Here is a 12,505-nt window from a genome sequence, read left to right on the forward strand (position 1 = left end):
TGACCTCTTTCCCGCCGCACCACGCCGCACAGGAAACGGCCAACGCCACGGCGCCAGCCTCAGACCGCCCTAACCACGCTCAAATGCGAAGGGCCGGAAAACCGGCTCTTCAGAATTGAGAGTGTAGTCAGCGCTGCCGTGTGAGGGTCCGGGGCGGGTGGTCGTTGCAGCTGAGGCAAGGGCCTTGGGAGAGAATCAGATTGTCTAGATCATGATTCCTCTACCGCCAGGCCCTCGTGTTCAACGCCACCTTCCAATGCCCTGACCTGACCACATTCTGCCGTCTTGACGGGCTCGGACTCGAAGTGACCGGGCAGTATCTCCGCCCGGATCCTGCCGTCCTGTCCTGCCGTGTTGTTGAACCCGATGACTGGTGCAGAAGGTGCGGGTGTCAGGGCGTTCCCCGGGACACGGTGACCCGCCAACTGGGCCATGAACCTTTCGGATGGCGGCCGACCACGCTGCTGGTGAGCATCCGCCGCTACAGCTGCAGCGGGTGCGGGCCGGGTTCAGCAACAGACGCGTGGGCACTGCGGACGGGTCGGAGACCCGCTGTATTCAGCCCGGCGGACACTGCGCACCGGCGTCGACCTGCTCACATACAAACAGCGCCAACGCCTTGAAACCCTGTCTTCTATCGATACACATGTCGAAGTTGAGGCAGGTTGGGGCTCCTACCAGCGCATGGTTGCCGCCTACCGGGGACCGGACCGACCCAAAGGACGGGAGCTGATGCAAGCCGTGATCGACTCCCTCAGCCGCGGCGTCCCCGCAGCGTTGACCGAACTCAAAACTCTCGGCCGCACCCTCGAACGCCGGGCCGCAGACGTGCTGGCCTACTTCGAGCGACCCGGCACATCGAACGGCCCCACCGAAGCGATCAATGGCCGGCTCGAGCACCTACGCGGCTCCGCTCTCGGCTTCCGGAACCTCACCAACTACATCGCCAGATCCCTCCTGGAATCCGGCGGATTCAGACCGCAACTACACTCTCAATTCTGAAGAGCCGGAAATCCTCCAGCGACCTGTGGTCGACCACTAACTGTCCTGCCCCTGCTTGCGGTTTTCCACCGGACCGTGCGTAGTGCCGGACGGGGGATTGTGCTGTGCGGCGTATGAACTGCGCCCCTGGCACGCTCGGGGCCGCACCGCAGGCGGTGCACCGATGGAAGTACATGCAAGCGTACGTCGGCATGGCCCGTTTTTCTTGGCTGCCACGGGCCGGACATGTCAGGGTGCCGGTGAGCCGGGGCCGCTCACGGGGCGGTTGCCGCTGTTCCGGCCAGAAGTTGGATCAGTGCGAGGCCGGCGGGTGTGCCGGGCCAGTGCTGTTCCAGTGGTCCCTTGCCCGCTTTACGGATGACCGAGCGCAGGACCAGGGCCACGATGATGACGTCATCGGCGTATCCGATCACCGGGAGAAAGTCCGGGACCAGATCCATGGGCGAGGCAAGGTAGACCAGCAGCAGGACCAGGCGGACCCGGATCCCGCGCGGCAGGGTCCGGTCCGCGGCCAGCCGGCGCAGCAGGGCCAGCAGGTGCGGCAGCAGCCGGAGCGCTTCCTTCATGCCCACCGTTTCCGGGTGGTGGCGGGCGTACAGGGCCAATAGAACCAGCAGTACGGCATAGATTAGGACGACCCCGCCCGCGACTGCGATCGCCGCATCCCAGCAGTTCACGCCGTGGCTTCTTCTGGGGTGCGCGCCAAAGCGTTTCGTGCCCGAGGGTCAGTCATGGACGGGTTCGCCGGTGACTTTGTGGTCGGCGTGGTTCAGGCCTTCCATGACGAGGCGGGTGAGGTGTCCGTCGGAGATGCTGTAGACGACGTGCCGGCTGTTTTTCCGGGTGGTGACGAGTCCGCTGAAGCGCAGCTTGGCCAGGTGCTGGCTGACCGAGGTCCGGGATGCCCCGGTGCGCTCCACCAGGGAGCCTACATCGGAGGGTTTCTGAGCCAGGAGCCAGAGGATCTGCAGCCGTGTCGGGTCCGAGAGCATCCGGAACGTGGCCGTGGCCGCGTCCAGGCGGCGGGCGTCCGGGACGTCCGGGTGGTGGAGACTGGCGGCCGGGATGCGTTGTGCGGGTTCCACCGGCTTACCCTTTCATAGTCGCCGGCACGGAACCGGCCCTGGAGGCCGCGGGCCAGAACTTGAAGACCGCTACTGTACTGATTGTAGCCACCACAGCCAGCACGGCCGCGGCCGCGGGCTGGCCGGCGGTGGCTCCGATCCAGCCGGCGACGGGATAGGTGATGATGAAACAAGCGTGGGAGAGGGAGAACTGGGCGGTGAAGATGTAGGGCCGGGTGCTGTCCGTCGCCGCTCGGCGCAGCAGCCGCGCCGAGGGCGTGTTGATCATTGAGGTCCCGACACCGAGCAGCGCCCATAGTCCCAGCAGGACCGGCCAGGTCCCGGGAATAGCGAGCAGCAAGAAGGCCCCGGTGAGCCCGAGCGAAAGCAGTACTGCTCCGGCCCTCATGAAAACCCGGTCCGGTAGCCGGTCCAGGATTCCGGGTGCCGTGAGGGCGACCGCCATGGATCCGGCGCCGTAGCAGGCCAGGGCGATCGCGACGTCGGTATTGGAGCCGCCGAACACGTCCCGGGCATAGATGACGGTGTTCACCAGCACCAGTGCCGTTGCAGCGGCGACGGCCAGGTTCAGGGCCATCAGTCCGCGCAGCTCCGGTGTTTTTACGAAGATCCGGGCGCCCAGGGTGGTCCGGTGCCACAGCGTCCCTTCCTGCCGGGCCGCGGGTGCTGCGGGCAGCCTGGCCGTGAGTACCAGGGCCGCGGAGAACAGGAAGCCGGCCACCGTCCCGAGGAAAAGCTCGTGGAAGGACAGAACCGTCAGAAGCGCCGCGGCCAGTGCCGGGCTGACCAGGGATTCCAGGTCGTAGGCCAGCCGCGAGAGCGAGAGGGCCCGGGTGTAATGCCGTTCAGCCGGCAGCACCACGGGGATCAGTGACTGGAACGCCGGGGTAAAGGTTGCAGAAGCACTCTGCAGCACGAAGACCAGGACATAGATCTGCCAGGTTTGGTCCACCATCGGCAGCATTAGCGCGATACCCGCCCGGATCAGGTCCGCTCCGACAAGCACAGCTTTCTTCGGCAGCCGCTCGACCAGGGCCGCCATCAGCGGGGCAACGAAAACATAGGCGAGCATCTTGATCGTCAGGGCCGTGCCCAGAACGGCGCCGGCTTGACCGCCGGCCAGGTCAAAGGCCAGCAGTCCCAGTGCCACCGTCAACAGGCCGGTGCCTAGCAGGGCGACGATCTGGGCCGAAAAAAGCTTCCGGTAGGCCGGAACCGCCAGGACTTCAATCAAAAGGGACTCCTTGGAATCACCGGGATCAATAGGTGCTTACGTGTGCACTTGTAAACCTAATACACTTCGTCCCTGATCCAAAACGGCTCCTTGAGGCTTGGAGGCCCGGAAGTGTTCTGTCGGCCATTTTTTGGTGCATAAAGGAATATCATCCAATATAAAAAGATCCTTATATCGCCTCATACTTTTCTATAGACTGTCCGGGTGGACTCCGACATGAACCCCTTCGCCCCCGGCTCAGGCCTCAAGCCGCCAGCGCTGGAGGGACGTGAAGCAGAAATAGAGGCATTCGACCGCCTGATTGTCAGGACCAAACGCCAAGCCACCGAGCGGGGAATGCTCCTCTCCGGGCTCCGGGGAGTCGGCAAGACCGTTCTGCTGAACAACTTCGCCGCCCAGGCTGAGCGGCATGACTGGTTCGTCGTGCAGATAGAAGCCCAGCCCTCTCCGGACGGCCGGAAGGCAACACGGCAAAAACTGGCCAGGGCGATCGAGGCGGGGGCGAGGAGATTGCGCACCAGGTCCGCTTGGGACTACGTCAAGGATGTCCTGGGAAGCATCGGTTCCTTCAACGTAACCCTCGGCGTTACGGGAGTGTCAGCCACACTCGGTGCCACCGAAGGCCGGGCGGACTCGGGGAACCTGGACATCGACCTCGAGGAGCTCGTCGAAGACGTAGCCACAGCTATGGGTAAAGCCCGCAGCGGCTTCGGAATCTTCATCGACGAGATGCAGGACCTGGACGACGAGCTCTTGGGCGCGCTGATTTCGGTCCAGCACATGGCCGGCCAGAAGGGCTGGCCGTTCTTCATCATCGGGGCGGGGCTGCCCAACCTGCCTGGAAAGCTCAGCGCCACGAGGTCATACTCCGAACGACTCTTTGACTACCGCACCATCGGAGCCCTTGACCACGCGTCGGCTGCTGACGCCATCAGCCTCCCCATGAACCGGCTGGGCGCGCACCTGGACGCGGATGCACTTCGGGCGATCGTCACAGCGGCAGAGGGTTATCCCTACTTCCTGCAGGCCTACGGCAAGGCCGTTTGGGACGTATCCTCCAGCAAAACTGTGAACCTTGACGACGCCCGACTGGCCATCGAAATGGGGACAGAACAACTCGACGCCGGGTTCTTCAGATCACGCTGGCAGCGCGCGACACCGGCCGAACGCCAGTATCTCCGCGCCATGGCCGAAGACCACGACGAAGCCTCATCCACCGCACAAGTCGCATCACGGCTTAACCGCGCAGCAAGCCAACTCACCGTCGCCCGAGCCAGCCTCATCTCCAAAAGCCTCATCTACGCCCCCGATCATGGTGCCGTCCGCTTCACAGTTCCCGGCATGTCAGGCTTCATCAGCCGCCAGTTCGAAGAATAGCCACACGGGAAGGCCGGAACGGATTCGCAGGGACCGGCCGCGCACGCCACCGGCAGTACCGGGGCTAATCGTTCCCTGCGCTTGGCCCACCTATCGCAGCGGATGGCTGAGACTCAACTGTCGGGCGTGGAAGTCGAAGTGAAGTGTGGGGTAGGCGTAGACGTCCTTGAGCGTCATTGTCGGGGCGAAGAACGGGTCCCACCTGTCGGGAAACGGCATTGCCCCGGTCAGGGACCTGGCGCTCTCCCGTTCCAGCCGGCGGGTGATGGCGGTGATGGTCTTTTCGAGTTTCAGGCCCATCCGATGCTTATTGTAGACGAGGGCTGCGGCCCGGGAGCCCCAGTAATTCAGGACGTCAAACGGGCGCGTTCCCGCGTTCAGGACGGCGCCGAAGGCCTTACCGACGGGCATGGGGAGCCTGCTGATGACATGGACCATCGGAAGCAATGCGCGCACAATCATGTATCCGAAAACCATGTGGAACAGCAGCTCTTCGTTGGTCCACCGGGTTCCGCTACTCCTGCGTCGAAGATCCGCGGCCGTCGCGCTCTCCAACCAGGCGTCGAGGGCATGGCGGGCGCGGCTGTATCCGGCCAGGATTTCCGCCTTGTTTGGTTCCACGTCTTGCCGTCCCCTTCTTCAGGCCTGGATCCGGATGAGGTCCGGTAGGTCCGAAATGCGTTGACGCAGTGGCTCTCAGATGGCGGGGGAACGGCGCTCGATCAGGACCGTGTCGCACCACTGCCCGGTGAGCGGCCCGTGGGTCATCCTGGCGATGCGGTGCCTGCGCCCGACGACGACGTAGCCGTTGGCCAGGTGGAGTTTGAGGCTGGCTTCGTTTTCGGGAAAGACGCTGGCCTGGATGGTCCAGATCCCGTCCCTCTCTGTGGAGTCTGCCAAGGCCCGCAGCAGCGCTGCGCCCAGGCCTTGCCCGCGTGCCTCGGCTGCGATGTAGACGGAGTGTTCGACCACGCCGCTGTAGACGGAGCGGGCGGAGACGGGGGAGACGGCAGCCCAGCCAAGGATCCCGCCTTCTGCGGTTCCGGCGACCAGCCGGTGGCGGAGGAGCCTGGAGTCGTTGAACCGTTCCCAGTCGGGCGCTTCGGATTCGAAGGTGGCGTGGCCGGTGGCGATGCCTTCACGGTAGATCCGTTGGACGGCCGGCCAGTCGTCCTCGCACATGGGACGGATCGTGACCGAGGAGGGTTCCGGCGTGGTCACAGGGTCGCCAGGAGTCCGGCGGTCTGTTCCAGTGCCCCGGGGACCAGGGAGTAATAGGCCCACGTGCCACGCTTTTCGCGGTGCAGCAGACCCGCATCGACCAGGACCTTCAGGTGGTGGGAGACGGTGGGCTGGCCCAGCTCCAGTGGACCGGTCAGGTCGCACACGCAGGATTCACCGGAGGATTCGGCCTTGACCATGGAGAGCAGCCGCAGCCGGTTCGGATCGGCCAGCGCCTTGAAGACCACGGCCTTCTGCTTCGCCTCCTCAGCGCCCAGGGCAGGCATTCCTGCCGGGGCGCAGCAGGCTTCATCCGTGGCCGGCTCAAGGGCAGGAAGCAAGTTCATGTACCCATTATGCCCCAATATTGACAATCATCAATGTATGAGCCGCAAGCCGTTGACCGGGAGCGACCCGGGCGCAGGCCGTACTTAAGCTGAGGTACAGGCGGCCCGGCCCGTCGCGTGCCGGCGAAGGCTACCGGCTGGCCGTCTCGGAACTGCGCGGAAGGACTACGTCGTAAGCAGTGCGGGGCGCGGAGGGGAACAGGATGAGGAGGAGGCCAAGGCCTACTGCCGCGCCGATCAGCTGCGCCAGGACGAAGCCGGGAACGGAGGCAGGGGCGATGCCGGCGACGGTGTCAGTGAAGATGCGGCCGACTGTCACGGCCGGGTTCGCGAACGACGTCGACGACGTGAACCAGTACGCGGCTCCGATGTAAGCGCCTACCGCCGGCGCGGCGAGAACGCCACGCTCGGTGGCGGCCAGGGCGAAGATCAGCAGGATAAGCCCGGCGGTGGCGACAACCTCACCCAGTAGATGCCCCGTGGTTGCGCGCTCCTTGGCCGAGATGGAGGTGCCCACCTCAAACATGGCATTCGCGACCACGCTGCCACTGACCGCCCCCACGATCTGGGCGACGACATAGGTGCCAAGCTCCGGCAGGGTCAATCCGGCACCACTGCGCCGGCCCAGGATCCAGTCGGCGAGGGAGACCACAGGATTGAAATGCGCGCCGCTCACGGGCCCGAGCACCAGAATCAGTACCGTCAGGCCCAGCACCGTGGCCGTGCTGTTCTGGAGCAGCTGCAGGCCCACGTCACCGGGGGAGAGCTGCTGTGCGGCGATCCCGGAGCCGACGACGATGGTCACGAGCAGGCAGGTGCCGAGCAGTTCGGCGACGGCACGACGCCACAGCGGCGGCTGGTTAGAAGTCATGGCAACAGCTTGACCCAAAGAATTAACTCAGTCAAAATTGAACCAATGAATATTGAGACAGCAGACGGGTTTCGGGCCCGGGTAGCCAAACACGCGGCCCTCGCCGATCCTGCGCGGCTGCGCATCGTTGATCTGCTGACCCTGGGGGACTTCTCCCCGACGGAGCTGCAGGCTGAGCTGGGGATGCCGTCGAATCTGCTGTCCCACCATCTGCGCGCCCTGGAAGACGCGGGTCTGGCAATCCGCCACCGCTCCGAAGCCGACAGGCGACGTAGCTATATCCGGCTTGCTGCCGGCGCCCTGGAGGGCCTGGTGCCGGGAGCCGAACGCGGGGCCCGCCGCGTCTTGTTCGTCTGCACGCGAAACAGTGCCCGGTCCCAGCTGGCCGCCGCACTCTGGCAGCAGGTCAGTGAAATCCCGTCGACGTCGGCGGGAACGCATCCCGCGGACCGCATCGCCCGAGGCGCCATCGAGGTCGCCCGCCGTCACGGCGTGGACCTCGCAGACCATCCTCCGCGCAAGCTGGAGCAGGTGGCGGGGGAGGGGGACTTCGTGGTGACCGTGTGCGATAACGCCCACGAAGAGCTGGCCGGGCTGGGCGGCGTGCACTGGTCAGTGTCGGATCCGCTGCGCCTGGGCACCGACGAAGCCTTCGAGAATGCCTTCGATGACATCGCCCACCGGATCGCCGACCTCGCACCGCGCGTACTCGCAGCCTAACTCGTCCCGACAATGCCCGCGCACTCCTTTCCGCTACGGACAAGGGGCATGTCCCGCAGTGCCCATCCAGGGCCTGCCGGGATGCCCGACGAGGCGGTGACGCCAATATCACCTAAATATTGACAATCATCAATCTATGGTCCAATACTGTCTACATCGATCAATATCAATGTTCCGCTGAGCGCTGCACGTGTCGGGTCGCAGGATCTAAACAGCCCGCATTGCGCCGGTCACCGAAAACTGATTCCAGGAGAAACCCCGTGAGCTACGAAGCCGCCAAGAAGCCTTCCGTCCTTTTCGTCTGCGTCCACAACGCCGGCCGCTCCCAGATGGCCGCCGCCTTCCTCACCACCCTCGGCCAGGGCCGGATCGAGGTCCGCTCCGCCGGCTCCGCGCCCGCGGAGAAGGTCAACCCGGCAGCCGTGGAGGCCATGGCGGAACTCGGCATCGACATGTCCGCCGTAATCCCCAAGATCCTCACCACCGAGGCCGTGAAGGAATCCGACGTCGTGATCACCATGGGCTGCGGCGATACCTGCCCGATCTTCCCGGGCAAGCGCTACGAGGACTGGGAACTCGAGGACCCCGCCGGCCAGGGCGTCGAATCCGTCCGCCCGATCCGCGACGACATCAAGGCCCGCATCGAGGACCTCATCGCATCCCTCACCCCCGCCGCCAAGTAACATCCGTCCCGAGCACCAGGAGACCTCCGTGAGCACCGCCAGCCCAACCCCCGAGCAACTGATCATCATCGGGTCCGGCCCCGCCGGCTACACCGCCGCCATCTACGCCGCCCGGGCAGGCCTCAAGCCCCTGGTCCTGGCCGGGTCGGTCACGGCAGGCGGCGCCCTGATGAACACCACTGAGGTGGAGAACTTCCCCGGCTTCCCCGGCGGGATCCAGGGACCCGAACTGATGGACGGCCTGCAGGCCCAGGCCGAGAAATTCGGCGCCCAGGTGGTTTTCGACGACGTCACCGAAGCCACGCTGACCGGGCACCTCAAGCGCGTGGTCACCGGCGCCGGCACCACCCACGCGGCTCCCGCCGTCATCCTCGCCACCGGTTCCGCGTACAAGGAACTGGGCCTGCCGGAAGAGAAGAAGTTCAGCGGGCACGGGGTCTCCTGGTGCGCGACCTGTGACGGGTTCTTCTTCCGGGAACAGGACATCATCGTCGTCGGCGGGGGCGACTCCGCGATGGAGGAAGCGACGTTCCTGACCCGGTTCGGCAAGTCCGTGACCGTCGTCGTCCGCAAAGGCGAACTGCGTGCCTCCCGGATCATGGCCCAGCGTGCCAAGGACAATCCCAAGATCCGCTTCGCCTGGAACTCGGCCATCACCAAGATCCACGGCGACACCAAGGTCACCGGCGTGACCGTGACCGACACCGTCACCGGCGAAACCCGCGAACAGGCGGCTACCGGCATCTTCGTGGCGATCGGGCACGTCCCCAGGACCGAACTCGTGGCCGGGCAGGTGGAACTGGATGACGAGGGCTACATCAAAGTGGATTCGCCCTCCACCGTCACCAACCTTTCCGGCGTCTTCGCCTGCGGGGACGTCGTGGACCACCGCTACCGCCAGGCCATCACCGCCGCCGGCACCGGCTGCGCCGCCGCCCTCGATGCCGAGCGGTACCTCGCCGCCTTAGCGGACGCGGACAGCATCGCCACGGCCCTGGTGGAAGAACCCACCCACGCCTGACCCCGAACGGAGAGGGGGTGAGCTGAATGACGACAGGATGCTGCAGCGACTCGGGTTGCTGCGAGGACTGCCCGGATGACATGCAGGGCTGCTGCTAACACCCTCCCGCCTGCCGGCCCCCCGGGACCGGCAGGCACCCCGGCCAGAACCGCCACACCTACGGATGAAACAGAGGAAACCATGGATTCAGCGAAGACCCTTCCCGTTGCCGTGATCGGCGCCGGCCCCGTGGGTCTGGCCGCCGCGGCCCGCCTGCTCGAACGCGGCCTGGAACCGCTGATCTTCGAAGCGGGCCCCGCCGCGGGAGCCGCCATCGAGCAGTGGCGCCACATCCGGCTGTTCTCCCCCTGGCAGTACAACATCGATGCCGCAGCCGTCCGCCTGCTCGAACCCTCCGGCTGGGAATCACCCCGCCCCACCGCCCTGCCCTACGGCGGGGAACTGATCGACAACTACCTCACCCCACTGGCCGCCCTCCCGGCCATCAGCTCAAAGCTGCAGACCGGCTCCAGGGTCATCGCCGTGACCCGCGCCGGGATGGACAAGACCCACACCCGCAACCGCGAGAGGACACCGTTCATCGTCCGGGTCGAGCACGCGGACGGAGAAACCCGCGACCACACCGTGGCCGGGGTCATTGACGCCTCCGGCACCTGGTCCATCCGCAACCCGCTGGGAACCTCGGGACTTCCAGCGATCGGCGAAGAGTCCGCCGCGGGCCGGACCTCCTCGCCGCTCCCGGATGTCACCGGCCGTGACCGTGCCTCGTTCGGTGGACGCCGTGTCCTGGTCGTCGGCGCCGGGCACTCCGCCGCCAACACCCTGATCAACCTCGCCGACCTCGCCAAGGAAGAACCGGACACCCGGATCCTCTGGGCCGTCCGCGGCGCGTCCGCCGAGAAGGTCTACGGCGGCGGCAACGCCGACGGGCTGCCCGCCCGCGGCCAGCTCGGCGCCCGCCTGCGCCGCCTCGTCGAGGCAGGAACCATCGAACTGCACACCGGCTTCGGCATCAGCTCGCTGAAATCCCTCGCCTCGCACGTCACCGTCGAATCCGTTGACGGCCGGACCCTCGAGGCCGACGTCCTCGTTCCCTGCACCGGCTTCCGCCCGGACCTGGACATCCTGCGTGAACTCCGATTGGATCTGGACCCGGCCGTCGAAGCACCTACCGAGCTCGGCCCGCTCATCGATCCGGAATTCCACTCCTGCGGCACCGTCCCCCCGCACGGCGCGGCCCTGCTGGCTCACCCGGACAAGGACTTCTACATCGTCGGGATGAAGTCCTACGGCCGCGCGCCGACCTTCCTGCTCGCGACCGGCTACGAACAGGTCCGCTCCGTCGCCGCCGCCCTGGCCGGTGACCGCGAAGCCGCGGACACCGTCCAGCTCGAACTCCCCGAAACCGGCGTCTGCTCCTCCGACGCCGGCACCAGCTGCGACGTACCGGCAGCCGCCGTCGACGTGGCATCCGAGTCCTCGTGCTGCGCCGCTCCCGAGCCCGTGCTCGTCGGGTTCCCCACCGGACTCTCCCACGGCCGCTCCGGCGAAAACAACTGAAGCAGACACCCTTCCATGAACCACCTATCTGGAGTGCTGACATGACGGAACCCCACGAAAAACGGTATGAAACCAGCCGGGGGCTGCAGGAGCACGGCCCTGGCCCGGACCGCGAAGATCACCACCCACCTTCCGGCCACCACCGAACACTTCGCCAACGACCGGCTCACCGCGCTGGCCAAATCCAAGGGAGCCGTCGCCGCCGAGGTCCCCGAAGTGCTGTTTGTCTGCGTGCAGAACGCCGGCCGCTCCCAGATGGCGGCAGCCCTGCTCACCGTCGAGGCCAAGGGCCGGATCCATGTCCGCTCCGCCGGCTCCCTGCCGGCGGCGGAACTGGACCCCGCCGTCGTCGCGGCGATGTCCGAAATGGGACTTGACCTGACCCGGGCCTACCCCAAACCCCTCACCGACGACGTCGTGCGTGCCTCGGACGTCGTGATCACCATGGGCTGCGGCGACTCCTGCCCGATCTACCCCGGCAAGCGCTACGAGGACTGGGAGCTGACAGACCCGGCCGGACTGCCCGTTGCGGCCGTGCGGATCATCCGCGACGAAATCCACGGCCGGATCAAGGCACTGGCCGCATCATTGCTCCACGACCCCAGCTCAGACAAGGAGGAAGCAAACGCATGACCAAGACCACGAAAACACCCAGCGTCCTGTTCGTCTGCAGCAAAAACGGCGGAAAATCCCAGCTCGCCGCCGGACTGATGAACCAGCTCGCCGACGGGGCGGTCACGGTGCACTCCGCAGGAACCAAACCCGGCCGGTCGCTGAATCCCCAGGCCGTGGAGTCCCTGGCCGAACTCGGAATCGACATCACCGGCGAACACCCCAAGCCCGTCACCGGCGAGGTCCTGAACACGGTCGATGTCGTCATCGTCCTGGGCACCGAAGCTAAAGTTGAACCACACGAAGGCACCCGCCTGGAAGTCTGGGACACGGACGAGCCCTCGACGCGCGGCATCGAAGGTATGGAACGCATACGCCTGGTCCGGGACGACATCAAGGCCCGGGTCCAGAAGCTGCATGCGGAGCTGACGGGGGGACTAGGCCATGCCCGCCCCGGCGGTATCCCGGACACTGGTCGCGGAGGGTGCACCGCGCGGCGGCCTCGTTGCGCTGTGCAGCACCCAGACCACCGGGTGGGGCGTGCTCTATTACGCCACGGCTGCCAGGAGCCGGCGCGGGTGACGTACTGCACAGATTGAGTTGGTAGGGATGAACTCCAATTTGGCGGGCCAATGGACCGTTCGGCCCAGTGCTGGCGCGGTTTTCGGGTGACCGCGGGACCCTGCGGATCGGAGTTGCGGTGGGGGGTGTGTGGGTGTATTGTTTTCTAAGTCGCCGCGAGGGAGACCAGCGGAAATGCTGGGAACCGGAG

The 12,505-nt window shown here is 65.9% G+C and carries 13 protein-coding genes and 2 pseudogenes; 8 read left to right on the forward strand and 7 right to left on the reverse strand.

What is annotated here, in order from left to right:
* Nucleotides 1-236: 236 nt before the first annotated feature.
* Nucleotides 237-1,002: pseudogene (locus ABIB51_RS22435) on the forward strand (ISL3 family transposase).
* A 254-nt stretch (nt 1,003-1,256) separates the two neighbouring features.
* Here ABIB51_RS22435 and ABIB51_RS22440 read toward each other — a convergent pair.
* From ABIB51_RS22440 to ABIB51_RS22450, 3 genes are read right to left on the reverse strand one after another with little or no spacing between them, the layout of a single operon-like run.
* Entirely contained in the window at nt 1,257-1,679 is a 423-nt protein-coding gene (locus ABIB51_RS22440) for a YkvA family protein (RefSeq protein ID WP_354191573.1), read from the reverse strand.
* Between the two features lie 48 nt (nt 1,680-1,727).
* Nucleotides 1,728-2,087 carry an ArsR/SmtB family transcription factor gene (locus ABIB51_RS22445; RefSeq protein ID WP_354191574.1) on the reverse strand — a complete coding sequence of 120 codons (360 nt, stop codon included), beginning with the start codon at nt 2,085-2,087 and terminating at the stop codon, nt 1,728-1,730.
* A 4-nt stretch (nt 2,088-2,091) separates the two neighbouring features.
* Nucleotides 2,092-3,321, reverse strand: coding sequence for an MFS transporter (locus ABIB51_RS22450; RefSeq protein ID WP_354191575.1), 1,230 nt, complete (start codon nt 3,319-3,321; stop codon nt 2,092-2,094).
* A gap of 204 nt (nt 3,322-3,525) precedes the next feature.
* Here ABIB51_RS22450 and ABIB51_RS22455 point away from each other — a divergent pair, with 204 nt between their 5' ends.
* Nucleotides 3,526-4,698: a DUF8462 domain-containing protein gene (locus tag ABIB51_RS22455; RefSeq protein ID WP_354191577.1), complete on the forward strand. Its 1,173-nt coding sequence runs from the start codon at nt 3,526-3,528 to the stop codon at nt 4,696-4,698.
* Between the two features lie 90 nt (nt 4,699-4,788).
* Here ABIB51_RS22455 and ABIB51_RS22460 read toward each other — a convergent pair whose 3' ends face one another.
* The 4 genes from ABIB51_RS22460 to ABIB51_RS22475 all read right to left on the reverse strand — a co-directional run bounded on the left by ABIB51_RS22460 (nt 4,789) and on the right by ABIB51_RS22475 (nt 7,137).
* A complete protein-coding gene (locus tag ABIB51_RS22460) occupies nt 4,789-5,319 on the reverse strand; it encodes a DinB family protein (RefSeq protein WP_354191578.1) in 531 nt (176 codons plus the stop codon).
* A gap of 75 nt (nt 5,320-5,394) precedes the next feature.
* On the reverse strand, nt 5,395-5,919 hold the full coding sequence (locus tag ABIB51_RS22465; RefSeq protein WP_354191579.1) for a GNAT family N-acetyltransferase: 525 nt from the start codon (nt 5,917-5,919) through the stop codon (nt 5,395-5,397).
* Nucleotides 5,916-6,266, reverse strand: coding sequence for an ArsR/SmtB family transcription factor (locus ABIB51_RS22470; protein ID WP_354191580.1), 351 nt, complete (start codon nt 6,264-6,266; stop codon nt 5,916-5,918). Before ABIB51_RS22470 ends, ABIB51_RS22465 begins: the two co-directional genes overlap by 4 nt.
* A 130-nt stretch (nt 6,267-6,396) precedes the next feature.
* Nucleotides 6,397-7,137 carry an aquaporin gene (locus tag ABIB51_RS22475; protein ID WP_354191581.1) on the reverse strand — a complete coding sequence of 247 codons (741 nt, stop codon included), beginning with the start codon at nt 7,135-7,137 and terminating at the stop codon, nt 6,397-6,399.
* A 45-nt stretch (nt 7,138-7,182) separates the two neighbouring features.
* On the opposite strand from ABIB51_RS22475, the gene ABIB51_RS22480 reads away from it, so the two are divergent.
* The 6 genes and pseudogenes from ABIB51_RS22480 to ABIB51_RS22505 all read left to right on the forward strand — a co-directional run.
* Entirely contained in the window at nt 7,183-7,857 is a 675-nt protein-coding gene (locus tag ABIB51_RS22480; protein WP_354191582.1) for an arsenate reductase/protein-tyrosine-phosphatase family protein, read from the forward strand.
* 260 nt (nt 7,858-8,117) lie between these two features.
* A complete protein-coding gene (locus ABIB51_RS22485; RefSeq protein WP_354191583.1) occupies nt 8,118-8,540 on the forward strand; it encodes an arsenate reductase ArsC in 423 nt (140 codons plus the stop codon).
* A gap of 28 nt (nt 8,541-8,568) precedes the next feature.
* Nucleotides 8,569-9,561, forward strand: coding sequence for a thioredoxin-disulfide reductase (gene trxB / locus ABIB51_RS22490; protein ID WP_354191584.1), 993 nt, complete (start codon nt 8,569-8,571; stop codon nt 9,559-9,561).
* A gap of 180 nt (nt 9,562-9,741) precedes the next feature.
* On the forward strand, nt 9,742-11,121 hold the full coding sequence (locus tag ABIB51_RS22495; RefSeq protein ID WP_354191585.1) for an FAD-dependent oxidoreductase: 1,380 nt from the start codon (nt 9,742-9,744) through the stop codon (nt 11,119-11,121).
* Nucleotides 11,122-11,187: 66 nt separating this feature from the next.
* Entirely contained in the window at nt 11,188-11,754 is a 567-nt protein-coding gene (locus tag ABIB51_RS22500; RefSeq protein ID WP_354191586.1) for an arsenate reductase ArsC, read from the forward strand.
* Nucleotides 11,751-12,167 (forward strand): annotated as a pseudogene (locus tag ABIB51_RS22505) (arsenate-mycothiol transferase ArsC); the annotation flags it as partial. The gene ABIB51_RS22500 and the pseudogene ABIB51_RS22505, both read left to right, overlap by 4 nt.
* Nucleotides 12,168-12,505 lie beyond the last annotated feature (338 nt).

It is taken from the genome of Arthrobacter sp. UYCu712 (genome assembly GCF_040547005.1).
Taxonomy (GTDB): Bacteria; Actinomycetota; Actinomycetes; order Actinomycetales; family Micrococcaceae; genus Arthrobacter.

What these genes read in the sequence shown, in the direction of transcription:
- ABIB51_RS22470 (WP_354191580.1), bottom strand. Translation starts at nt 6,266, where the DNA reads ATGAACTTGCTTCCTGCCCTTGAGCCGGCCACGGATGAAGCCTGCTGC.
- ABIB51_RS22475 (WP_354191581.1), bottom strand. Translation starts at nt 7,137, where the DNA reads ATGACTTCTAACCAGCCGCCGCTGTGGCGTCGTGCCGTCGCCGAACTG.
- ABIB51_RS22480 (WP_354191582.1), top strand. Translation starts at nt 7,183, where the DNA reads ATGAATATTGAGACAGCAGACGGGTTTCGGGCCCGGGTAGCCAAACAC.
- ABIB51_RS22495 (WP_354191585.1), top strand. Translation starts at nt 9,742, where the DNA reads ATGGATTCAGCGAAGACCCTTCCCGTTGCCGTGATCGGCGCCGGCCCC.
- ABIB51_RS22500 (WP_354191586.1), top strand. Translation starts at nt 11,188, where the DNA reads ATGAAACCAGCCGGGGGCTGCAGGAGCACGGCCCTGGCCCGGACCGCG.